The organism is Candidatus Nanogingivalaceae bacterium, assembly GCA_015257795.3.
In the GTDB taxonomy this organism is placed as follows: Bacteria; Patescibacteriota; Saccharimonadia; order Saccharimonadales; family Saccharimonadaceae; genus Nanogingivalis.
The window spans coordinates 393572-415478 of sequence record CP072208.2 but is presented as its reverse complement, the minus strand read 5'-3'; the positions used below and the strand labels follow the sequence as shown (position 1 = coordinate 415478).

The following is a 21907-nucleotide window of genomic DNA, read 5'->3' as shown; positions in this document are numbered from 1 at the left end:
AGGATTAAATGAAAGTTAAACACTCTAAGAAAAAATCAAGGCAAGTAGTTGTTGTCGCGCTTAGTGTTTGTTGGCTTTTACTGATTGGGTATACGGGTTTTTATCTCTATGTTAATTTTATTCAAACGAAAGATATAAGTTCAAGTTCCGGTCATACCGTGGCTAGTTATGAGGTTGATGAAACGGAAGTTACCCAAGAAAAAAAGGATGACTATCAGGTTCCTAACCCCTCTTTTCCGAGATACCTTTCGATACCAAGCTTAAAAATATCTAATGCAAGGGTTGTTCAAATCGGAACAATTAAAGATACTGGACAATTAGATTCTCCGAAATCGATTTATGATGCAGGATGGTATACGAAGAGTGGACTACCTGGCGCTGGAAAAGGAGCTGTTTTAATTGATGGGCATAATGGTGGTCCGACGAAAGGTGGTATTTTTGAAAATTTAGGAAGCCTTTCAAAGGGATCTGAGATTATTATTGAACGTGGTGATGGTCAACGTATAACTTATCAAGTTGTCGACAACAGGGAGATGTCTGTTGAGGATATAAACAATGAAAGTAACCCTCTTGGTATGAAAACAATGTTAAATTCAATGGATCCGAAAAAAGAGGGCTTGAATATGATTACTTGTGTTGGCGACTGGGATTATGCTAAAAACACTTTCAATAAACGCGTAATGTTAAGAGCAGTTCGAAAAATGTAATTTGACCTAACAATAAAAATGTGCTATGATATGGTTCTAGCACATTTTTTAGAAAAGAGGTACTGGGTATGCCAAACTTTAAAGAGAAGGTTGCATTTTTTGATATTGATGGAACGATTAGAACAAGGCCACTGCCAGAAAGTTTATATGAAATTCTCATCCGCGACTACAAGTATCGTGGGGGTAATTTAGAGAAGTATCAGGGGCTTCAGAAGGAGATAAAAGAACTTCGAAAAGCTTATAAAACTTCCGAAAAGAATTCGGATGAGCTGTTTGGTCAATATTGTCAAATGGTTGTTGCTTTTGCAATGATAGCATTAGAAAAATACACTTCTGAAGAAGTTCGCGAAATTGGGCGAAGAGTTGTGGTAGAATATCGAGGTAGTCAAGATTACATCTCTACATTAAACATGATTAACTTTTTACGAACAGAAGGGTTTAAGCTAGTTGCTATTTCCGGTTCGCCAAAATTTTTAGTGGATGCTTTTGTTAAAGAATACGATTTCTATATGGGAATTGGTCAAGACTACGAAAAGGACGATCAAGGAATTTTTAGAGAAACTAAAATTCGGACATTCGAAAACAAGCATATGTTTGTTGAACAAGTATTGGAGAAGATAAGTAAAAAGTCATACTTATTCAACAGAGAGGACTTTTTTGTTATTGCGGCGGGCGATACTCAGGGTGATTTTTCGATGATGAAATATGCGGATAAGGCATTTGTCATAAACCCTTCAATAACTTTTTTCGATCAAATTATTGATTTTTTAGGAGAAGATTCAGATAAGTCTGATGAGCGTTGTAAATTTACAGTAATTTCTGAAAGGAAGCGGCGACCGGTTATTGAAAATATTCTTTCAAACACTAAAAAAGAGTCACCAATAATTAGAAACCTCGAATGTTTTGAGAGATGGCTTTCTAAAGAACTTCGTCTCTGGATTTAGAATTAGCGGTCTACGGATCGCTTTTTTATTTTTAAAATTTTAAAAAACCCTTGACTTTTTAAAGATAATAGGGTAAAATTGTATAGATTTATGGCTCAAAAGGAAGTAATAAAATTGGAAGGACGAATCGTGGAGGCTTTGCCAAACACGCAGTTTAAAGTTGAGCTTCAAAATGGGCATACAATCATCGCTCATATTAGCGGAAAGATGCGAAAGCATTATATTCGTTTAGTTCCGGGCGATAAGGTTGAAGTAGAGTTGACCCCTTATGATCTTACTAAGGGAAGAATCAGCTTCCGCCTAAGAGACTAGCAAGTTCAAAATAGAAAAAGCCAAAATTTAAATGGCTTATTATTTCTATGGGGATTTGCAGATAATATAAACCTAAAGGATAAGGAGTTTTTATACACTTATGAAAGTTCGTGCAAGTGTTAAAAAAATCAGTCCAGATGACATTTTAGTTCGCCGAAAAGGTCGACTACGTGTTATCAATAAGAAAAAACCTAAGAATAAGCAAAGGCAGGGTTAAGTATGGCTCGAATCGCAGGGGTAACAATCCCAGCAGAAAAGCAAGTCTGGATCGCTCTTACTTACATTTATGGTATTGGCGAAACAACTTCGCGAACCATCCTTGCGGCGGCTAATATTGAGCCGACCACTCGGGTGAAAGATCTCACCGAGGCTGAAGAACAGAAACTACGTGCAATTATTGATAATGATTACACTGTAGAAGGTGATCTGCAACGCCTCGTGGCAAATAATATTAAACGTCTAAAAGACATTAACAACTATAAAGGTATGCGACACAAATCAGGGTTGCCTGTAAACGGTCAGCGCACACGAACGAACGCACGAACTCGAAAGGGTCGCGCAATCGCCGTTGGTGGAGCACAGCCAAAAGCAGCAAGTAAGACTTGATTTGAGAAAGGGATAGAATTATGGCAGAAAAAGTTAGTCGTAAAAAACAGCGCCGATCTGTTCCATCAGGTCAAATGCATATTCAAGCTACCTTCAACAACACAATCATTACTTTTACAGATAAAAAAGGTAATGCTTTAGCAGCAGCGAGCGCTGGTGCGTGTGGTTTCCGCGGAAGCAAAAAAGGTACAGCTTATGCAGCGCAGGTTGCAACTGAAAAAGCAGCCGAAAATGCACAGGCTCTTTATGGCCTAAAATCAGTAGATGTTTTCGTTAAGGGTGTGGGTCTAGGTCGCGATTCAGCGATCCGATCACTTTCAAATGTAAACATTGCTGTTGAAAGTATTAAAGATGTGACTGGCGTTCCACATGGTGGCGTTCGTCCAAAGAAAGCAAGGAGGGCTTAATTTATGGCGAGAGATAGGTCTCCGATTGTTAAACAATCACGCCGAGAAGGCTATGCCCTTCATAGAAAAGCTGTCAAAATTATGGCACGTAAAAGTGGTATTCCTGGTCAACACTCAGGTTCTCGACAAGGAAAACCAAGCTTGTATGCAATTCAATTGCGTGAAAAACAAAAAGTTCGACGACTTTACGGACTTCTTGAAAAACAATTCGCACGATTGATGAAAGAAGCATCACGTCGTGAAGGTTTGGCTGGTGAAAACTTGCTACAACTTTTGGAACTTCGCTTAGATAATGCTATTTATCGTGCAGGTTTCGCAACTTCACGTCGACAAGCTCGCCAATTGGTGAGCCACGGACATTTCTTATTAAACGGACGACGCGTTGATATTCCTTCAATTCGTTTGAAGTCTGGCGATGAGATTGTTGTTCGACCAAAAAGCCAAAAATCTGGCTATTTCACAAATCTTGAAAATGTTATTGCTGATGCAGCACCAGCACCACTTAGTTGGTTGAAGGCTGATGGCAAAAAGATGACAGTTTCTATTACTGGTCTTCCTAAACGAGAAGAAGCAGAAGCTGGAATCAATGAACAGCTAATCGTTGAATACTACTCACGATAAAAGGTAAGGAGCTAAAAGTTTATATGTCAAAATTAATTCACAATCCGGCGCTTGCCGAAATTCAGGATTTAAGCGATAACGTTGCAACTTTTGTTGTAAAACCGCTTGAACCTGGATACGGGAATACGCTTGGAAATAGTTTGCGCCGAGTGCTTCTTTCTAGCATAAATGGTGCAGCGATAGTTGCTTTTAAGATTGACGGAGTTAGTCATGAATTTACATCTATTGAAGGTGTAAAAGAAGATGTGGTTGACATCATGTTGAATCTTAAAAATATTAAATTCAAAGCTCATACTGATTCACCTGTTGAGCTTCGATTAGAAAAAACTGGTGCTGGAGTGATTACTGCTGCAGATATTCAAGCTAGCGCAGATATGGAAGTTGTAAACCCAGATCAAATTATTGCAACTATCGATGATGCAAAAACTAAGTTTGTAATGGACCTTGTAGTTGAATCTGGTCATGGATACAAAACGATCGAAGAATCAAGCGAAGATCGAATTCATAGCGATATGATTGCGGTTGACGCTATCTTTACGCCGGTTTTGCGAGTTCGATACAAAGTTGACAATACTCGTGTTGGACAAGTTTCGAATCTTGATAAGCTTAATATAACTATCGAGACCGACGGTTCATTGTCTCCTCGAGAAGCTTTCGAACAAGCATCTGCAATCCTAGCAAACCAGTATACGGCTCTTGCAGGATCTACAACAATTGAGGCTGCTCCAGCTCTTGGCGAGGAAGCCGAGGATGAGGCGAGTGAGCTTCATACACCAATTGAAGATCTAAACTTGACAGCTCGAACAACAAATGCGCTTGTCAACAATGACATTCGCACTGTTCACGACTTAGTAAACCTTACCGAACAAGATTTGCGTGAACTTAAAGGCTTTGGAAGCAAAGCTTTGGATGAAGTAAAAGATAAAATAGCGGAGTTAAATTTATAATATGCACCGACATGGATATAAAGGGCGAAAATTTGGTCGTGAACGCGATCAACGCCGAGCGCTCCTCAAAGGCTTAGCGACTTCGTTAGTCATTCATGGCAAGATTGAAACAACTTTGCCAAAAGCCAAAGAGACTTTGCGCTACACAGAAAAGCTTATCACTAAAGCTAAAAAAGGTGATTTACATAACCGTCGTCAAGTTATGGCCAAACTTGGTAATATTGACGCAGCAAATAAATTAGTAGATGTTATCGCACCACAACTTTCGAAACGAAACAGTGGGCATTTGCGAGTTGAGCGAACTCGAATTCGTCGAGGTGATGCCGCAGAAATGGCTACAATTGAATTTGTTGATGAAATTAAACACGAAAGTGAGGATAAGTAGATGGCAATTAACGCAAAAACTTATTCACAAAAACCAGCTGAAGTTAAACGAGATTGGATCTTGATTGATGCTGCTGAATCGGCTACACTTGGTCGACTTAGCGCAAAAATTGCAACTTTTTTGACAGGCAAAAACAAGCCTACATATACGCCACACACAGACGGCGGAGATTATGTAATTGTTATCAATGCTGAAAAGGTTAAAGTTACAGGAAATAAAGAAGAAGATAAGATGTATTATCGACACAGTGGATTTCCTGGTGGTCTAAGTGAAGCTTCTTTGAAAGAATTGCGCGAAAAGAATGCTGCAATGATTATAGAAAAAGCAGTTTCAGGTATGCTTCCAAAGAATAAACTTCAAGCTGAACGAATGAAACGTTTGAAAGTTTATGTAGGTTCAGAGCATAACCATTCAGCTCAAAAACCAAAGAAAGTTGAGGTTAAATAATCATGGCTGAAGCTAAATATTTCTACGGTCTTGGCCGACGAAAAGCTGCGACTGCTCGAGCTCGACTATATTCAGGAAAAGGTAGTCTTACTATTAACGAAAAACCTGCACTTGAATATTTTGATGGAAATAAATCAATGCTTGCTGAAATTACAGATCCGCTTGCATTGGTTGGTAAACAATCAGATTTTGATATTACAGTAAAAGTTAACGGTGGTGGTTTAGCCGGTCAAGTTGACGCTATTAAACTCGCTATTTCAAAAGCTTTAACTGTTGCTCATGCAGATTTGCGACCAGTATTGAAAAAAGCAGAATTCTTGAAGCGTGATCCACGCGAAAAAGAACGCAAGAAATACGGTTTACGATCAGCGCGAAAACGAGAACAATTCTCAAAGCGTTAATCTATACAAAAAAACAATCGTTCGAAAGATATTCGGGCGGTTGTTTTTTTATTGCTAAATAACCGAATAAGACAAGATGTATACTTTAAAAAAAATACAAAAAGTGATATACTAAAGTATATGGAAAAGATATCAAAAGAAGAAGTTAAGCGTTTAGCGGAGCTTTCAAGTATTTCGTTAAGCGATGATGAAGTTTCTAATCTTCAAACTGACTTGGGAAATATTGTTGAATATATTGAACAACTTAGCGAACTTAATACAGATGGCGTTGAGCCGACTTATTCGGTTTCGAAAAATCAAAATGTTTGGCGAGAAGATGAAATTAATGATTACGGTGTTAAGCGAGCTGAGCTTTTGAAGTTGGCTGGTAATAATGTTGAAGATAATCAAGTAAAAGTTCCAAAGGTTTTGTAGGAGAATTATGACGAGTATTTTTGAAATTAGAGAACAAGTTCTGTCTGGTAAAAAGACAGCAGTTGAGTTTGTAGAAGAAGCGCTAGCAAAGGCTGAAAATGCTAAGGAGTTTAATGCTTTTACGAGTTTGATTGGAGATAGGGCTTTAGAACGAGCTAAAGAGATTGACGAAAAAATTTCGAAAGGTGAGAAAGTTGGCGAATTGGCTGGAGTACCTTTTGTTGCGAAAGATAATTTCTTGGTGTTTGGGTCGCCTTCAACAGCTTCAAGCAAAATGCTTGAGCATTTCATGACTCCAATTCAAGCAACCGCTATCGAAAAATTAGAAAATGCGGGTGCGATTTGTATTGGAAAAGCTAATTTAGATGCTTTTGCTCACGGGGGTTCTACTGAAAACTCAGCTTTTGGAGTTACTAAAAACTCAGTTGATAAAACCCGTGTTGCCGGTGGCTCTTCTGGAGGGTCGGCAGTAATTTCGGCATTAGATATCGTTCCTTTCACTCTTGGAACTGATACGGGTGGCTCAATTCGTCAGCCAGCTAGCTTTAACGGTGTTTATGGCGTAAAACCAACTTATGGAACAGTTTCTCGATTTGGTGTTGTCGCAATGGCTTCTTCAACTGATACGATTGGCGTTTTTGCTAAAACCGCTAAAGAGAGTGAACTTGTAATGCGTGTTATGGCTGGTCTTGATTCTCGTGACGCAATGACCTTGCCTGATTTTTGGAAAGAAGAAAAAGCACCAAAAAAGGCAAAAATTGGTGTTGTTAAAGAGTTTTTGAGTGATGGAGTTGACCCTGAAGTTCGAAAGGTAACTGAAAATTATATTGAAAAAATGCGAAAAGCCGGTCATGAAATTGTCGAAGTTTCATTACCTATGAGTAAATATTCTTTAGCTATTTATTATATTGTGGTTCCAGCTGAAGTTTCTTCTAATCTAGCTCGGTATGACGGAATTCGATACGGTTTACGTTCAAAAGACGCAAAGAATCTTAGCGAAGTATTTGGAAAATCTCGTGATGAAGGTTTCGAAGCTGAAAACAAACGCCGAATTATGATTGGTTCATATGTTCTTTCGAGCGGCTTTTATGATGCATATTACTTACAGGCACAAAAAGCACGAACAATTTTGATAAATGAATTCAATAAGTTGTTTGAGGATGTAGATTTTTTGGTTGGTCCAGTTGCGCCAACGCCAGCATTTAAGATTGGCGAAAATGTGCATGACCCTATAAAGATGTATCTTGCTGACATCTTGAATGTTCCTGCGTCTCTAGCGGGCCTACCAGCAATATCTGTTCCTGCAGGCAAAACTGAAGCTGGGTTACCAGTAGGTGTGCAAATTATTGGAAAAATGGAATCTGATTCAAAGATTTTAGCACTCGCAGATAGTTTGGAGGAAAAATAATGGATTTAATAATTCTTTCAGTTTCAATTTTGATCTGTGCTGGACTTTTATTCTTTTTTATTGAAATAACTAAAACTGAAAAAATTCAGCTCGATAAACTTAAATTTCAGGGCGACTGGTTAAAAATTGAAAATTCTATTAAAAAAGATGAGCCAGCAACTTGGCATTTGGCGCTAATTAATGCCGATAAGCTTGTTGACACAGCAATGAGAGAATTGAAGATTTCTGGACAAACAATGGGTGAGCGGTTAAAAAATGCAAAAGACAGGCTTTCGAGCCCAAATTCAATTTGGCACGCGCATAAGCTTCGAAACGTGATTGCGCATGAAAATGATGCACAAATTAATTTCGACCAAACTCGTCGCGCAATGAATAGCTTTAAACAGGCTTTAAAAGATTTAGGAGCAATTTGATGGAAGATATTTTAAAAAAATATGAAATGACAATCGGTATTGAATGTCATGTTCAATTGAAAACAAAAACTAAGCTTTTTAGTGGAAGTGATAACGATGCTCGAGATAAAACACCAAACGAAGCAACTTCACCAATTGATTTTGGTTTGCCCGGAATGCTACCAGTTTTAAATAAAGAGGCTGTGCGTTTAGCGGTTCGAGCAGGAAAAGCTTTGAATGCTAAAATTGCAAACGTGAGTCGTTTTGATCGAAAGCATTATTTTTATCCAGATCTACCAAAAGGTTATCAAACCTCACAACTTTATCAGCCAATCATTGGTGCTGGTGAGATTATTGCACCACTCCCTAGTGGTGGTGAAGTAAAGGTGAGGATTGAACATGCACATCTTGAAGAAGATGCTGGAAAACTAACTCACTTTAATGATCATTCGCTGGTTGACTTAAATCGAGCTGGAACACCTCTAATCGAGATCGTTTCTATGCCGGACATTCATTCGGCCGAGGAAGCACGAGCATATGCTGAAGAGCTTCATAAGCGAATGGTTTTTGCGGATGTGACAAATGGTGATCTGTATCAAGGAAATATGCGTTTTGATGTGAATATCTCGGCACGAAAATTTGGTGAAGAGAAACTCGGAACGCGAACTGAAATTAAAAACTTAAATAGTTTTCGAAGCGTGGAGCGTGCGGCTCAGTATGAATTTGAACGCCAAGTTAAATTACTAGAAAAGGGCGAAAAAATTAAGCAGGAAACGCGCGGTTGGCTTGATGATGAACAAAAAACATTCTCTCAGCGCAGTAAAGAGGAAGCCCAAGATTATCGCTATATGCCGGATCCAGATATTCCACCGATTATCTTGAGTGATGAAGAAATTTTGAAAATGCAAGCACGATTTCCAATCATGCCAGACTATTTCCGAGATAAATTTAGTATTTTTGGGCTTGATAGCTCTGTGATCGAATATGCTTTGAGTGATTATCGAATCGCTGAACTGTTACTAGCAACTTGGGGTGATGGACCTTGGGAGAATGGACAGGAGAATGCGTTAGAGATTATTAGAGAGTTCTTGCCAGAATACACACTTGAAGAACATAAAGAAAATATGAAGCGAATCTTTAATTGGTTTGCTTCAACGCCAAGCGAAGAACTCGATATGGATAAAGTTTATAAAGGTTATGTTGGCCCTCGCCGGTTAACTCTTTTGGCTCATTTAGTCCATGATAAAAAAGTGAGCTCTAACGGCGGTCATCAAATTTTCTTGGCAATGCTTGATGACGAAAATCTAGAATTTATGCCAGAAAAGATCGCTGAAAAAATGAATTTACTTCAGGTTTCAGATGAGGGTGCTATTGCGAAAATTGTTGATGAGGTTTTGGCGGATTCAGCTTCACAAAAAGCAATCGAAGACATTCGAAATGGCAATGATAAAGCGATCGGCTTTTTGGTCGGTCAGATTATGAAAAAATCAAAAGGTAAGGCAAACCCGGCACTAGCCCAAAAGCTAATTCGTGAAAGAATATAATAATTCTAAATAATAACTACACTTTATTTTAAGGGGTAGTTATTATTTTTTAGAAAAAACTATTGACATAAGAATTATTTTGTGGTACAATACTACCAGATTTGTAAAAAATCAAAATAAAAATAATAAAATTAAAAAACGATAAAGGAGAATAATGAGCTCTGCCGCAGAAATCTTGGTTGTATTTTTATCTGTAGCGCTTGCAATTTTTATTACACTAGGAATAATTACTTTTATATTAGTTATTCGAGTGACTCGTCAAATTGGCGATGTTACAGAAAAAATGCAAAATATTACATCAAGTATAGATAGTATTGCGCAAAATGTTGCTCAAGTAACATCGCCAATAATTATCGGAAAAATAGTATTAGATATGTTTAATAAATTTAAATTTAAAAAAGGAGAAAAATAAATGAGTAAAAAATTTGGATTAGGATTGGCTATCGGCGCTATGGTTGGTGCTGTTGCAGGAATTTTATCAGCCCCAAAAAGCGGTGAAGAAACTCGAAAAGATTTAAAAACAAAGGCTAAAAAAGTGGCTGATATTGCGACAGAAAAAACTGCAAAAGTTGCTTCAGATGCTGGTGATTTTGTTGAAGACACTAAAGAAAAAGTTGGTGAATTTGCGGAAACTACCAAGCAGAAGGCTGATGAGACTGCTGAAAATGTTAAAAAAGAAGCTGCTAAAATTCAAAAAAGAGCTTTAAACACGATTGACGGTGCAAAAAAAGGTTTCGAAAAGAAAGTTTAATAGAAAAAACATAATCAAAAAAAGACGGTTGAGATTACCGTCTTTTTTATTATGTTACAGAACTAATATAAAGTTGTTTTTACCTTTTTTGACTATTCCACTTTGATTAATATCAATATCTTCATGGATTTTTTCGCCATTAAATGAAATAGCGTTTCCCGAAATAAGTCTCTTTGCTTCACCCTTACTTTTCGTTGTTTCTGAATTTACTAATATATCTGTAATAGCTTGGTCTTTAGTAGCTGAAGGTAATTCATTTTTAAGGACGTTTATTTCTTCTGAAGTTAACGAATTAAATTCTTTTCCACCGAAAAGAACTTCCGTTGCGGATATGACATTTTTTGTATTATCTTTACCATGAACAATCTCAACGACATTTTGTGCCAAAGCCTTTTGAGCAATCCGTAGATGGGGGTTGTTGAGATGGTCCTGTTCAATTGATTCGATCTCTTCCTTTGTTAGAGTGGTGAGGATTTTAAGATATTCGAAAACACTTTGGTCATCAGAATTTAGTAAAAACTGATATAGCTTAAAAGGAGAAGTTTTCGAAGAATCCAACCAGAGTGCTCCTCCTTCTGATTTTCCAAATTTTCGCCCTGTTGAACGATTGATTAAGAGAGGAGCAGTCATTGCAAAGACTTCGTCTCCTTCTTTTTTTCTAATCAGGTTCACTCCAGATAGAAGATTTCCCCATTGGTCACTTCCGCCAACTTGAAGAGAAACACCTTTATTCTTGTGAAGGTACCAAAAATCGTAACCCTGTAATAATGTGTAAGTGAATTCGGCAAAGCTAAGGCCGTTACCATTATTGATTCGACTTTTGAAGAAATCACGGCTAATAAGTTCAGCCATATTAAAGTTTTTTCCTATATCGCGGAGGAAGGGTATTAGTTCAATTTTCGAAAGCCAATCTGCATTATTTACAACTTCAAAATCTTGTCCTGCAAATAATTTTGAGACCTGTTTTTTTAATGCTTCAGTATTTTTTGCAACTTTTTCGGCGGATAGCAAATCTCGTTCTTCTGTGTCTCGCATATCGCCAATCATTCCGGTTCCACCACCAACAAGGAGAACTACCTTATGTCCATGATCAAGAAAGCGACGAACCATCATATAAACGCTTAAGTGGCCAATATGAAGACTGTCTGCAGAAGGGTCGGCGCCAAGATAAATTGTTAGTTTTTCTTTGTCTAAAATTTCCGGATCCTTGAAGGTGGTTTGATTCCAGAAACCTCGCCATTTTAGTTCTTCTGATAATTTCATTTTGTCTCCTATTACTTGATTATATAATACATATTAACATAAAAAGTGTTTTTTTTCCACTAAATGGGGTTATAAAGCATCTTGAAATGCATAAGCATGTGCGGTATAATTGTAGTCAGTATGGATAGAAGAAATAGGCTTAATAAAGAAAAGAGTTCTACCAAAAAACGTACATCCTTGAAGAAAGGTAGTGCACTCAAAAGGCAGAATAATCTAGGTTTATATACAAATTTAGCGCATAGAATGAAAGAGAAAAAAGATTCTAGGGCTCGCGAAAGGGCGGAATACCTTGCAAGCTTGCCAAAAGATCCAGTGAAGAGATTCTTTTATAGGTTGCATCCAAAACGAGTTTTGAAATATTGGTTTAGTAAACAAGGTTTGTTTATGGGCCTAAAAATTTTAGGCGCAATAATTATTCTTAGCGGAATTGCTATTGCTGCTGCTTTTGCTTACGTCTCAAAAGACCTAAATCAGATCAAACCTGAAGAATTGGCGAAACGAGTTCAGACGACTGTTTCTAAGTATTACGACCGTAACGGTGAGCTTTTATGGGAAGATAAAGGTTCTGGAGATTATAAGCTAGTTGTTGAGAATTCTGAGATATCCGACTATGTTAAAAAAGCTACAGTCGCTATTGAAGACAGGGATTTCTATAAACATAAAGGCGTTGATTTGACGGCTATCGTTCGAGCTTTTGTTAATAATTTTAAGGGTGGTGCTACTCAGGGTGGTTCAACATTAACTCAGCAATTAATCAAGCAGGTTTATTTTTCGAACGAGTCAAATGAGCGTGGTTTAAGTGGAATACCGCGAAAAATTAAAGAAATGATTTTGGCGGTTCAAGTTGAACAAATGTATAATAAAGATCAGATTTTGTCACTCTATCTAAATGAGTCTCCTTATGGTGGACGAAGAAACGGAGTTGAATCTGGTGCTCGAACATACTTCGGAAAAAGTTCTAAAGATCTAACTTTAGCTGAAGCGGCCCTATTGGCTTCTATTCCTAATAACCCCGCAATTTACAATCCCTACAATAGAGAATTTAACAAGAGTCTAGTTGAGCGTCAACACAAAGTATTAAACGATATGGTTTCTTGTGGATTTATCACTGAAAAAGAAGCTAAGGAAGCTAAGGATTTTGATATTTTGGCGACTATTAAACCAGAGAGAGATCAATATGCAAACATCAAAGCACCACACTTTGTACAGGAAGTTAAAAAGAAACTTGAAGAAAAGCTTGGTGTGAAAGTTGTCGGTGCCGGAGGTCTTACCGTAAAAACAACAGTAGATCTTAAAGCTCAATCACTTGCTGAATCGGCTGTTAATGCAGGTTCTAAAACACTGTATATTAGCGGTGCCGACAATATAGCTATGACATCAGTGGATGTTACTACTGGACAAGTTATTGCCCAGGTTGGATCAGTTGACTATAATAAAGAAGGTTATGGTCAAACGAATGCTGCGACTTCTTCTCTAGATCCTGGGTCAAGTATTAAGCCGGTAGTTGATTACGCTGCTTTATTCAATAAAAAAGATACAGTTTATACCCCAGGTACTATTCTAAAGGATGAAAATATTGATTCTCAATATTGTGCAGGGACTTACGGTTCTTGTCAACTCAGAAATGCATCTAAACAGTTTTATGGAAGTGTTCCTATACGATTTAGCTTGGGTAACTCTTTAAATATTGCTGCGGTTAAATCTTTAGCGATAGTTGGAGTTAACGATGGTGTTAGTGTTGCACAGCAACTTGGCGATAAGTCTTACTGTAAGAATAGTAATGCTGGTCTTTCTGCCGCTATTGGTGGTGGATGTTCGGTTCATCAAGATGAGCATACAAATGCTTATGCTTCTATCGCTCGCGGAGGTGTATACAAAGAGCTAACTTACTTTACTGAGGTTAAAAATTCTTCGAATCAAAAAATTTATGAATGGAAAGATGAATCTAAGCAGGTTATTGACCAGCAGGCAGCGTACGAATTGACGGATATCCTTTCTGATGCTAGTGCTCGAACGACAACCTTTGGAGGTCAGAGTCGAAGTTATGGATTTGTTGTTCCAGGGGTTTGGACGGCTTCAAAAACAGGAACAACTGACAACGGTAAGGGAGCCGCAAAAGATTCGTGGATGATGAGCTATTCGTCTGTTGTAGCTACTGGTGTTTGGAGTGGTAATCATGATGGACGAGCTCTAAGGTCTTCCGATAACAGTGCTGTGCGCCGAGTAGTGAATGACTATATGAGTTCCGTGCATAAACAGGTTTATGCCGCAAACGGAAAATGGAAACCTGGCGATAAGATAGATAAACCCGCGGGTATTAGAAGCTGTACTATAAATGGAAGAACTGATATTTGTCCTTCTTGGTGGGATAAAAACAAAACCGGTTCAACATCTAGAGAAGTCGAATTTGATAGTATTTCGAAAAAGAAAGCTACAAAATGTACACCCGACTCAACCCGTATTAAGTTAACTGTATTTGAAGTAACAGACCCTATCTCGAAGAAGAAATCGGTTACAGTTCCAGATGGATATAACATCAATGAAGAGGACGATATACACAAGTGCTCTGATAGCCAACCAAGCATATCAGGTGTTTCTTACTCAAGACATCCGAATTCGAATACATATAGAATAAATGTCAATATTAATAAAGGTAATTTTGACATAAGTTCTGTTGTAGTGAAAGTTGATGGTGCTACTATTAGTACCGCCGTCCCAACTGGAAATACTTTATCTACAGACTACACATTCAGTAAAGCTGGCCAGAATATAACCGTTGAAGTTTCTGATTCTGGCGGTTATAAAATTTCAAAGAGTTATACAGGGCCGTCTTCGATAAGTTCGAACAGCAGTTCTAGCGATTCTGGAAATTAAAAATAAATCACCCTTTCAAAGGGTGATTTTAAATTTGTCTTCGGCTTTGCATTGCATGTATAATTGCCTGGATAAAATCTCCAATTCCTCCGGGAATATTTACGAAGAAATTAAGAAGCCATACGAGAAGAAAAATAAGAACCGTTGCACCAATCGCGCTACCAAAACCGAAAGCTATTCCGCGAAAGAAGTTAACTTTATAGATTGTCCAACGATTAGGGTATATATCATTAAAAACCTCTTCAAGGAGTCCAATTTGAGCACCCCTAGTGTTGTCGTCGGAAATTTTTTTCTGAGCTTTCTTTAAAAATTTATTCATCGAGCATATTTTACTACAAAAAAGCCAAAAACGCAAGCACTTTGATTTTATCCGAGATAAGTGATAAAATGGTAAAAAGGAGCTATTGTGAATAACGAACTAAAAAATGCTGAAAATCATTTATCGAAATCAGCTTTCGAAAATCTTAAAATTTGGTTTTTTGATGAAAGATATAAAGAATTTCATACAGAAATAGAAAAATTAATTATTGATGAAAAATGGGAAGAGTTGGAGGAATCTTTTTTTAAAGTTTTGGAATTCGGAACTGCAGGGCGGCGAGGAAAAGTTGGTGTTGGACCAAACCGAATTAATTTAATTACTATTTCAGAAAGTGCTCAAGCGCTAGCTGATTATTTAAAGTTGAAAAAAGAACATAACTTGAGCGTTGCTATTGGTTGGGACGTTCGAAACTCATCGAAAAAGCTTTCGCGAAGGTGCGCTGAAGTTTTAGCGGCAAATCAGATTAAAGTTTTTTATTTTGATTATCCGCGTTCAACTCCAGAATTATCATTTGCTGTTCGTGAGCTTAAAGCTTCAGCCGGAATTGTAATATCGGCTAGCCACAATCCACCTCAAGATAACGGAATTAAGGTTTATTGGAATGACGGAGCGCAGGTTTCTTCACCGAATGATGAAAACATAATGAAAATTGCACAAAATATAAAAGATATTAAAATTGGCAACTTTGAAGAGTTGAAGCAAAGCGGCAAAATTCAAATTTTAGGTAAAGAGATTGATGAAAAATATATAAACACAAATACTAAACTTTCTGTAGGAAAAAATCGAAACGCTAAGATTGTATTTTCGCCAATTCATGGTACTGGTTCGACAAATCTTTTACAGACATTAAAATCTGCCGGCTTTAAAGATATTGTTTTGGTTGATGAACAAATGAATTTTGATGGAGATTTTTCAACATTACCAGACAAAAAGCCGAATCCTGAAAACCTATCTGCAAATAAAATGGCAATTAAAAAACTTAGACAAGTGTGCGCAAATATTGCATTGACAACAGATCCGGATGCAGACAGGATTTGTGTGATGAGTCTTGAGAAAAATGGCGAAGTGCGAAGTTTTTCAGGAAATCAGACAGCAATTTTAGCTGCAGACTATCTGTTTTCGAAAATTCATGACAAAATAAACAAATATGAGAATTTATATTTTAAAGATAGAAGGTTTATTTGCAAAAGTTTTGTTACTACCGATGCGCTAAATGCTTTGGCTAAAAAATATGGTATAAGAATTTATGATGACTTAATGGTTGGTTTTAAATTTATCGGCAAAAAAATCCTTCAAAAGGAATCTGAAGGTGAAATATTTGTCGCTGGATTCGAAGAAAGCCTTGGTGGATTAGTTGGTGATCAGACTAGAGATAAAGATGCTGCAACAATTGGACTAATTATTTCAGAATTAGCATCGGATCTTCAAAAAAATAATAAAACTCTAGGTGAGAAATTAGATGAAATTTATTCAGAAATTGGCTTTTTTACAGAAAAAACAGAATCTGTTGAATTTTCTGGTTCAGATGGGTTTAATAAAATGCAGGAAATTATGCAAAAAGTTAAAAGTGGTGAAGAAACTTTTGGTGCAACAAAAATTAAAGATTTTGATAATTTGACGGAGATCAATGTTGCTACGGGAGAAAAAAGTAGATTTAATATGCTCGAAGGTGGCAATGCTGTTAGTTTCGAATTTATGAAACCTGAGAATAGGATTACAATTCGTCCAAGCGGAACAGAGCCAAAAATAAAAATTTATGCTCAATGGCTATTTGCTAAAAAAGAAGATTGTGCTAAGATTGAAGAAATTATAACGGATTTTAAGAGGAGAATTTTGGATGAGTGTTAAAAGATTGATTAATGATTTTAATCCTGAGCACTATGAGCTTTTATTGGATTTATTTCAAGCGGATAAGCGCAGTTTTACAGGAAAAGTACAGATTTTTGGGACAGTTAAAAACGAAAAGGAAATTTTTCTTCATGCAAAAGATTTAAAGATTGAAGAAATCGTTTTTTTAGACGATAAAAAGGTTACCTTTTCGAAAAATGGAGATGAAATCAAGATAGGAATAGATCAATTTAATTTTAATCAAGATGATGAAATTAGTTTTAAAATTTGTTTTTCAGGTAAAATTACGGATGCGATGCACGGTCTCTACCCTTGTTATTATAAGGAAAATGGTGTTAAAAAGGAGCTTTTTGCAACCCAATTTGAGAGCCATCATGCGCGAGAGGTTTTTCCTTGTATCGATGAGCCTGAAGCTAAAGCAACTTTTTCATTAGGGATCGTTTCGCAAAAAGATATAGAAGTTTTGTCAAATACTAACCCCGAAAAAGTAGAAAAATTTGAAAATAGCAAAATTACCAAGTTTAAAAAAACTCCACGAATGTCAACCTATCTTTTAGCATTTGTTTTAGGTGATCTTCAAAGAGTTTCGAAAAAAACAAAAAACGGGACTGAAGTTTCAGTTTTGGCGACTAAAGCTCAAAAATCTAGCCTGCTCAAGTTTCCACTAGATTTTGCCGTAAGAGTTTTGGAGTTTTATGAAGATTTCTTCGATCAAAAGTTTCCGCTTCCAAAATGTGATCACGTTGCCTTGCCGGATTTTTCTAGCGGTGCAATGGAAAACTGGGGCTTGATAACTTATCGCGAAACTGCTCTTTTGGCGGATGAAAAATCTTCAATTTCTTCTAAAAAATATGTAGCATTGGTTATCGCTCATGAAACTTCGCATCAGTGGTTCGGAAACCTCGTTACAATGAAGTGGTGGGATGAGCTGTGGCTAAATGAGTCATTTGCAACGATGATGGAATATTTTGCAACAGACGTATTAGAGCCTGAATGGAAAATTTGGGAAGAATTTGCGGTGAATGAAGCTATTTTGAGCTTACGCCGCGATGCAATTGACGGAGTTCAATCGGTTCACGTTCCTGTTCATCATCCAGATGAAATCGGTACGATTTTTGATGGTGCGATTGTGTATGCAAAAGGCGCAAGATTAATGAATATGCTTCGAGAATATATTGGTGATGAAGCTTTTAGAAAAGGTTTGCGTGAATATTTTGAACGTTTTAAATATAAAAATACGGTAGGTGAAGACTTGTGGCGATGTTTAAGTGAAGCATCTGGAAAAAATGTCGCGGATTTTATGAATCCATGGCTTCTTCAGAGTGGCTATCCAAGTGTTTTGGTAAAAAATAGCGGTGATAATCTGGAGCTTTCGCAAAAGCAATTTTTCATAGGCAAAGGAAAAGACACTAACCGAATTTGGCCAATTTTATTGCGTTCAAATCAACCTAATCTACCAGAAGTGATGAATCAAAAAGAGTTAGCTTGTCAAAAAACGGGTGATTTTGTTCAGCTCAATAAAGGTAACGTTGCGCATTTTATTAGTAATTACGAAGGTGAACTTTTCGAAAAACTTTTAGAAAAAGTGCAAAATGGTGAGCTAGATACGGTTTCGCGATTACAGATCTTGCAGGAACGATCGTTGCTTTCAAGGGGTGGCGAAATTTCTAGTGTCGATTTATTGAAAACTCTGCAATACTATAAAAATGAAACTTCTCTAAATGTTTGGGATATGATCAGTATCTTGATTGGCGAATTGAAAATTTTTGTAGACGAAGGTTCTGAAAGTTCCCAAAAAATGAAGAATTTTGTTGGTGGTTTGGCAGAATCAGAATTTAAGCGACTTGGTTTCTTCAAAAAGACCGGTGAAGATGAGGAAGATACGCAGAATCGTAGTTCAATTCTTGCGCATATGATTTATGCAGAAAACAAAGAGGCAATTGACGGTGCGTTAGAAATCTTTGCGAAAGCTCAAAATATGGAAGATATTGATTCTGAAATTCGAAGTTTAATTTTAACGGCAAAAATAAGATTTGATGAAACTCCAGAATTGATTGAAAAGCTTATTGAAGAATATCAAAACACAACAAATGTAGATTATCGTGACGATCTTATGATTGCTTTAACCGCAACTAAAAATCTTAAAACGGGTAAAAAATTACTCGAAAAGATGCTTGAAGATGATGTAATTCGTTCGCAAGATGTTTTGAGTTGGTACGTTCATTTACTTCGAAACACGAAAATTCGAAAACTTGCGTGGACTTGGCTTCGAAATAATTGGGATGCTATTACGCAAAAATTTGATGGAGATAAAAGCTATAATGATTTTCCACGATATTCCGGTGTAATTTTAAGAACACGAGAAGAATTACAAGAGTTTAAAGATTTCTTCGAACCATTAAAAAATGACCCAAGTTTGACGCGAGCAATTGAAATGGGTGAGCGTGAAATTTCTGGGCGAATTGAGTTAATCGAACGAGATAAACAGCAAGTAGAAGATTTCTTAATGAAAATATAAGCAATATAAAACCGACCAAAACATTCAAAGGTCGGTTTTATTATTTTTTAAGAAAAATCGTTCGAAGTTTACCATATTTTCTGGTGTAATTTCATCTGGAGAATTATCTTCTAATTTTTTAAGTTGTTGAATGATTTTGCTTTTATTCATTTTTGTACCAATCAAAACCAGCTCAGTTTTAGGCTCTTCATCTTCCCATTCTTCAGTAGTCATATTAACGGTTTTTCCAACGGTTTGCACTATAAAGCTTTGTTCGTAACCTTTCATTCCGAAATAGCAAATTCCTTTCATTCTGAAAAGATTTTGAGGAAGATTATCTAAAAAAGCATTAAATTTTTTAGGGTCGATCGGCTTTCTTGTTTCGAAAGAAATTGACTCAAATTCATGATGTATATGGTTTTTGTGGTCATGGGTGTTTTCTATACTTTCCGTAAAAGGTTTTTCATCCCAAGAAAAAATTATTTTCGAATCAATCTGTGAGTTTTGACTATAAATAATGGGTGCTTGCGAATTTAGCTCGCGAATCGTAGATTCAATATCATTGAGTTTATCTTTCGAAACTAAATCGGTTTTATTTAAAACAACAATATCGCTCGCCTTTAAACATTTTTTAAAATGTGTTGGAAAATCCCGACTAGTATTTTCGAAATTTTGAGTATCAATAATATAGATATTTCCGCCAAAATAGGAATATTTATTCCCGGAATATTGCAAAGTTTTAAGAAGGTCATAAGGTTCGGCAATTCCACTAGCTTCAACTAGTATTGCGTCAAGATCAGAATCTTCATTGGCGAGTTTAGCTAGAGGTTCGCTTAAGCCGTTACTTCCGATCATGCAACAAATACAGCCATTACTAAGTTCAATAGTTTGCTGGTCTAAGTTGCCGGAGAGTAGTTTGCTGTCGATATTTATTTTTCCAAAGTCGTTAACGATTGCACCTATTTTTAGATTGGGATTGGTTTTTAGCAGATGATTTAATAATGTCGTCTTTCCAGCACCCAAAAAACCAGAAATCATTATAACTGGGATTTTTTTGTGATTATTTTGTGTTTTTTGAATTTCGGTTTTCGAAAAATCATTAAAGATATCTTTCGAAAAGTCGGTTAAGTCGAAATTTTCATTCATGTAATAAGTTTAACAGATTTTTGAAAACCAGGCAATGACTTGATAAATACTAAAAAGTATTATATAATATATAAGTTACTCGAAAGAGTAAAGAAAATTAATAAAGAGGTGGTATGATATTATGAAAATATCAAAAATCAGTACAGTGCAGAATTTTAACAACATTCAATATGAAGAATATGAAGAAGCTAAGTTCGATACGGTAATTATTAATGAAAAAACTCCGCGGCTAGACAAGGTGGCGGAAGTATTCTTTAAACACGATAAGATAATCTATCGTTTTATAGATTTAAGTATTCTTATTGGGTTGTTTGTGCTAATTGCTTCGATGTTGAAGCAAAACAATAATGCAGTTATTCTTATCGGATTGATGGAGATTGCCCTTGGTGCTATGAGATATACAATCGGTATTCTGAAGCATCGGCATTTAAACAAAGATCTACCGATATTTGAGAAAGAACGTTTTGGAAACGACAAAACTAACTTAGTTTGGTATAATGTTTTTCCAAAAACAAAGGAAGTCGAGAAACCTACAAATATCCAAAAAGAAGCTTTTGACTGTTTGAGAAGAATTAATAACCAAGTTAATAAGCAAGTATTTAGTTTTTATTCTTTCTGTATGGCAATCATGTTGGCTTTCTTTGCTATTGTGGCGGATATAATTGTTAGGAATGTACCAAATGCAGTTGGAGTTGTTGTATTTTTTGTTATTATTTTGTTTGGATTGTTGTGTTTTAAGAGTATTCATAACAATATTTCATCTCGTGCTAAGGATAACTTTAATATTAAGTTAACAACTTTTAACAAAGATGATAGAGTTATGGTTATAGCTAGATTTCAACCGGGAAAAAAAGAATTATATCAAATCGAGCTAGGAATTAAAACTAAAAATGCTCCTCAAGTGATTAAGGTCTTGCAAGACTTTGCATAAAACACCTCAAAAAATAAGGCAGCTAAGGCTGTCTTTTTTATTTTTAAAATTAAAGAGAAAGAAGGGGTTAGTTGACTTATTTTAAAAATATGATATCATAATATATGTTCGTATTTTCGCGAAAGTATTTTTTAGGAGGTTGTTTTTATGACATTAGTTAAGAAACAATACAACGGCAGAGAATTGCCAGTATTCGAAAACATGGATGAGGCGACGGAACATTTTAGCAAAGCCCGAAAAACGATTCTTTGGGTGATGATTATTTTTTCGGCTTGTTACAGCTTCTTTGTAGCCGTTTTGTTATCTTTTAGCTATCAATTAGATTTAGGGGAGTTGATTCTCAGCTTTATTGGTGGTTTTGTGATTTATAGTGCTTCTTGTAGCACAGAAGCCGACATTCGTGCACCAAAAGCAAAAGATGTTCGCTTAATTTATTCAAAAAAAGAAGGTAAATGGCTGATTTTTCCAAAAGATGATTATCCTGCAGTAGCTTTCGTACTAGAGAGTGAACTCGATGAAGAGAAAAATGCTTACATAGCAGCTATAAATGAAAGACAGCTAGAGATTAATGCAAAAAAAGAGTATTTCTCAATTGCAGGCTATATTTTAATGGGGGTTTTACTCCCTATTAATGGCTATGCTGCTTGTGCGGTCGTGATTATTGTTGAGGTTGCTAGAATTGTAATACACAGGAATAGCAATAAGGCGATAAGAAAAATACCTTATATCAAATCGAGGTAGGA

General features: G+C 36.4%; 25 protein-coding genes. 22 read left to right on the top strand and 3 right to left on the bottom strand.

The window, feature by feature from the left end; genetic code table 11:
• The first annotated feature begins 8 nt into the window (after positions 1-8).
• The 17 genes from HXK94_002180 to HXK94_002100 all read left to right on the top strand — a co-directional run bounded on the left by HXK94_002180 (position 9) and on the right by HXK94_002100 (position 10286).
• A complete protein-coding gene (locus HXK94_002180) occupies positions 9-707 on the top strand; it encodes a class F sortase (GenBank protein QTI96062.1) in 699 nt (232 codons plus the stop codon).
• 68 nt (positions 708-775) lie between these two features.
• Positions 776-1651 carry an HAD-IB family phosphatase gene (locus HXK94_002175; protein ID QTI96061.1) on the top strand — a complete coding sequence of 292 codons (876 nt, stop codon included), beginning with the start codon at positions 776-778 and terminating at the stop codon, positions 1649-1651.
• A 90-nt stretch (positions 1652-1741) separates the two neighbouring features.
• A complete protein-coding gene (gene infA / locus HXK94_002170; GenBank protein QTI96060.1) occupies positions 1742-1963 on the top strand; it encodes a translation initiation factor IF-1 in 222 nt (73 codons plus the stop codon).
• A gap of 100 nt (positions 1964-2063) precedes the next feature.
• Positions 2064-2180 (top strand): 50S ribosomal protein L36, encoded by a 117-nt coding sequence (gene rpmJ / locus HXK94_002165; protein QTI96059.1) that lies wholly within the window; start codon positions 2064-2066, stop codon positions 2178-2180.
• 2 nt (positions 2181-2182) lie between these two features.
• The gene (gene rpsM, locus HXK94_002160) at positions 2183-2569 is read left to right on the top strand and encodes a 30S ribosomal protein S13 (GenBank protein ID QTI96058.1); all 387 of its coding nucleotides are present in this window, start codon (positions 2183-2185) and stop codon (positions 2567-2569) included.
• A 20-nt stretch (positions 2570-2589) separates the two neighbouring features.
• Positions 2590-2976: a 30S ribosomal protein S11 gene (gene rpsK, locus HXK94_002155; GenBank protein ID QTI96057.1), complete on the top strand. Its 387-nt coding sequence runs from the start codon at positions 2590-2592 to the stop codon at positions 2974-2976.
• A gap of 3 nt (positions 2977-2979) precedes the next feature.
• Positions 2980-3597: a 30S ribosomal protein S4 gene (gene rpsD / locus HXK94_002150; GenBank protein QTI96056.1), complete on the top strand. Its 618-nt coding sequence runs from the start codon at positions 2980-2982 to the stop codon at positions 3595-3597.
• A gap of 23 nt (positions 3598-3620) precedes the next feature.
• The gene (locus tag HXK94_002145) at positions 3621-4544 is read left to right on the top strand and encodes a DNA-directed RNA polymerase subunit alpha (protein QTI96055.1); all 924 of its coding nucleotides are present in this window, start codon (positions 3621-3623) and stop codon (positions 4542-4544) included.
• Between the two features lies 1 nt (position 4545).
• Complete coding sequence (rplQ, locus tag HXK94_002140; GenBank protein QTI96054.1) at positions 4546-4929, top strand: 50S ribosomal protein L17; 384 nt, start codon at positions 4546-4548, stop codon at positions 4927-4929.
• Entirely contained in the window at positions 4930-5376 is a 447-nt protein-coding gene (gene rplM / locus HXK94_002135) for a 50S ribosomal protein L13 (GenBank protein ID QTI96053.1), read from the top strand. It abuts the gene before it with no gap.
• A gap of 2 nt (positions 5377-5378) precedes the next feature.
• On the top strand, positions 5379-5777 hold the full coding sequence (rpsI, locus tag HXK94_002130) for a 30S ribosomal protein S9 (protein QTI96052.1): 399 nt from the start codon (positions 5379-5381) through the stop codon (positions 5775-5777).
• Positions 5778-5897: 120 nt separating this feature from the next.
• On the top strand, positions 5898-6191 hold the full coding sequence (gene gatC, locus HXK94_002125; GenBank protein ID QTI96051.1) for an Asp-tRNA(Asn)/Glu-tRNA(Gln) amidotransferase subunit GatC: 294 nt from the start codon (positions 5898-5900) through the stop codon (positions 6189-6191).
• Positions 6192-6198: 7 nt separating this feature from the next.
• Positions 6199-7599, top strand: a complete 1401-nt coding sequence (gatA, locus tag HXK94_002120; GenBank protein QTI96050.1) for an Asp-tRNA(Asn)/Glu-tRNA(Gln) amidotransferase subunit GatA — start codon at positions 6199-6201, stop codon at positions 7597-7599.
• A complete protein-coding gene (locus tag HXK94_002115; GenBank protein QTI96049.1) occupies positions 7599-8012 on the top strand; it encodes a hypothetical protein in 414 nt (137 codons plus the stop codon). Before gatA ends, HXK94_002115 begins: the two co-directional genes overlap by 1 nt.
• On the top strand, positions 8012-9535 hold the full coding sequence (gene gatB / locus HXK94_002110) for an Asp-tRNA(Asn)/Glu-tRNA(Gln) amidotransferase subunit GatB (protein QTI96048.1): 1524 nt from the start codon (positions 8012-8014) through the stop codon (positions 9533-9535). The genes HXK94_002115 and gatB overlap by 1 nt, the downstream gene beginning before the upstream one ends.
• Positions 9536-9689: 154 nt before the next feature.
• Positions 9690-9947, top strand: coding sequence for a hypothetical protein (locus HXK94_002105; GenBank protein QTI96047.1), 258 nt, complete (start codon positions 9690-9692; stop codon positions 9945-9947).
• The gene (locus HXK94_002100; GenBank protein ID QTI96046.1) at positions 9948-10286 is read left to right on the top strand and encodes a YtxH domain-containing protein; all 339 of its coding nucleotides are present in this window, start codon (positions 9948-9950) and stop codon (positions 10284-10286) included.
• A 54-nt stretch (positions 10287-10340) separates the two neighbouring features.
• Here the strand turns inward: HXK94_002100 and tyrS are convergent, their stop codons facing one another.
• Positions 10341-11549 (bottom strand): tyrosine--tRNA ligase, encoded by a 1209-nt coding sequence (gene tyrS, locus HXK94_002095; protein ID QTI96045.1) that lies wholly within the window; start codon positions 11547-11549, stop codon positions 10341-10343.
• A gap of 120 nt (positions 11550-11669) precedes the next feature.
• On the opposite strand from tyrS, the gene HXK94_002090 reads away from it, so the two are divergent.
• A complete protein-coding gene (locus HXK94_002090; protein QTI96044.1) occupies positions 11670-14423 on the top strand; it encodes a penicillin-binding protein in 2754 nt (917 codons plus the stop codon).
• A gap of 28 nt (positions 14424-14451) precedes the next feature.
• On the opposite strand, the gene HXK94_002085 is transcribed toward HXK94_002090, so the two are convergent.
• On the bottom strand, positions 14452-14742 hold the full coding sequence (locus tag HXK94_002085) for a hypothetical protein (protein ID QTI96043.1): 291 nt from the start codon (positions 14740-14742) through the stop codon (positions 14452-14454).
• Positions 14743-14829: 87 nt separating this feature from the next.
• Between HXK94_002085 and HXK94_002080 the strand changes: the two genes are divergently transcribed.
• The gene (locus tag HXK94_002080; GenBank protein QTI96042.1) at positions 14830-16590 is read left to right on the top strand and encodes a phospho-sugar mutase; all 1761 of its coding nucleotides are present in this window, start codon (positions 14830-14832) and stop codon (positions 16588-16590) included.
• Entirely contained in the window at positions 16580-19108 is a 2529-nt protein-coding gene (locus tag HXK94_002075; GenBank protein ID QTI96041.1) for a M1 family metallopeptidase, read from the top strand. The genes HXK94_002080 and HXK94_002075 overlap by 11 nt, the downstream gene beginning before the upstream one ends.
• 24 nt (positions 19109-19132) lie before the next feature.
• Here HXK94_002075 and HXK94_002070 read toward each other — a convergent pair whose 3' ends face one another.
• A complete protein-coding gene (locus tag HXK94_002070; protein ID QTI96040.1) occupies positions 19133-20233 on the bottom strand; it encodes a GTP-binding protein in 1101 nt (366 codons plus the stop codon).
• 121 nt (positions 20234-20354) lie between these two features.
• On the opposite strand from HXK94_002070, the gene HXK94_002065 reads away from it, so the two are divergent.
• Together HXK94_002065 and HXK94_002060 are read left to right on the top strand one after the other, a co-directional pair.
• Positions 20355-21164 (top strand): hypothetical protein, encoded by an 810-nt coding sequence (locus HXK94_002065; GenBank protein ID QTI96039.1) that lies wholly within the window; start codon positions 20355-20357, stop codon positions 21162-21164.
• Between the two features lie 147 nt (positions 21165-21311).
• Positions 21312-21905, top strand: a complete 594-nt coding sequence (locus HXK94_002060; GenBank protein QTI96038.1) for a hypothetical protein — start codon at positions 21312-21314, stop codon at positions 21903-21905.
• The last annotated feature ends 2 nt before the right edge of the window (positions 21906-21907 follow it).

Excerpts from the sequence above, each read along its gene's own strand:
- HXK94_002180 (QTI96062.1), top strand. The coding sequence starts at position 9 with ATGAAAGTTAAACACTCTAAGAAAAAATCAAGGCAAGTAGTTGTTGTC.
- HXK94_002175 (QTI96061.1), top strand. The coding sequence starts at position 776 with ATGCCAAACTTTAAAGAGAAGGTTGCATTTTTTGATATTGATGGAACG.
- infA (QTI96060.1), top strand. The coding sequence starts at position 1,742 with ATGGCTCAAAAGGAAGTAATAAAATTGGAAGGACGAATCGTGGAGGCT.
- rpmJ (QTI96059.1), top strand. The coding sequence starts at position 2,064 with ATGAAAGTTCGTGCAAGTGTTAAAAAAATCAGTCCAGATGACATTTTA.
- rpsM (QTI96058.1), top strand. The coding sequence starts at position 2,183 with ATGGCTCGAATCGCAGGGGTAACAATCCCAGCAGAAAAGCAAGTCTGG.
- rpsK (QTI96057.1), top strand. The coding sequence starts at position 2,590 with ATGGCAGAAAAAGTTAGTCGTAAAAAACAGCGCCGATCTGTTCCATCA.
- rpsD (QTI96056.1), top strand. The coding sequence starts at position 2,980 with ATGGCGAGAGATAGGTCTCCGATTGTTAAACAATCACGCCGAGAAGGC.
- HXK94_002145 (QTI96055.1), top strand. The coding sequence starts at position 3,621 with ATGTCAAAATTAATTCACAATCCGGCGCTTGCCGAAATTCAGGATTTA.
- rplQ (QTI96054.1), top strand. The coding sequence starts at position 4,546 with ATGCACCGACATGGATATAAAGGGCGAAAATTTGGTCGTGAACGCGAT.
- rplM (QTI96053.1), top strand. The coding sequence starts at position 4,930 with ATGGCAATTAACGCAAAAACTTATTCACAAAAACCAGCTGAAGTTAAA.
- rpsI (QTI96052.1), top strand. The coding sequence starts at position 5,379 with ATGGCTGAAGCTAAATATTTCTACGGTCTTGGCCGACGAAAAGCTGCG.
- gatC (QTI96051.1), top strand. The coding sequence starts at position 5,898 with ATGGAAAAGATATCAAAAGAAGAAGTTAAGCGTTTAGCGGAGCTTTCA.
- gatA (QTI96050.1), top strand. The coding sequence starts at position 6,199 with ATGACGAGTATTTTTGAAATTAGAGAACAAGTTCTGTCTGGTAAAAAG.
- HXK94_002115 (QTI96049.1), top strand. The coding sequence starts at position 7,599 with ATGGATTTAATAATTCTTTCAGTTTCAATTTTGATCTGTGCTGGACTT.
- gatB (QTI96048.1), top strand. The coding sequence starts at position 8,012 with ATGGAAGATATTTTAAAAAAATATGAAATGACAATCGGTATTGAATGT.
- HXK94_002105 (QTI96047.1), top strand. The coding sequence starts at position 9,690 with ATGAGCTCTGCCGCAGAAATCTTGGTTGTATTTTTATCTGTAGCGCTT.
- HXK94_002100 (QTI96046.1), top strand. The coding sequence starts at position 9,948 with ATGAGTAAAAAATTTGGATTAGGATTGGCTATCGGCGCTATGGTTGGT.
- tyrS (QTI96045.1), bottom strand. The coding sequence starts at position 11,549 with ATGAAATTATCAGAAGAACTAAAATGGCGAGGTTTCTGGAATCAAACC.
- HXK94_002090 (QTI96044.1), top strand. The coding sequence starts at position 11,670 with ATGGATAGAAGAAATAGGCTTAATAAAGAAAAGAGTTCTACCAAAAAA.
- HXK94_002085 (QTI96043.1), bottom strand. The coding sequence starts at position 14,742 with ATGAATAAATTTTTAAAGAAAGCTCAGAAAAAAATTTCCGACGACAAC.
- HXK94_002075 (QTI96041.1), top strand. The coding sequence starts at position 16,580 with ATGAGTGTTAAAAGATTGATTAATGATTTTAATCCTGAGCACTATGAG.
- HXK94_002070 (QTI96040.1), bottom strand. The coding sequence starts at position 20,233 with ATGAATGAAAATTTCGACTTAACCGACTTTTCGAAAGATATCTTTAAT.
- HXK94_002065 (QTI96039.1), top strand. The coding sequence starts at position 20,355 with ATGAAAATATCAAAAATCAGTACAGTGCAGAATTTTAACAACATTCAA.
- HXK94_002060 (QTI96038.1), top strand. The coding sequence starts at position 21,312 with ATGACATTAGTTAAGAAACAATACAACGGCAGAGAATTGCCAGTATTC.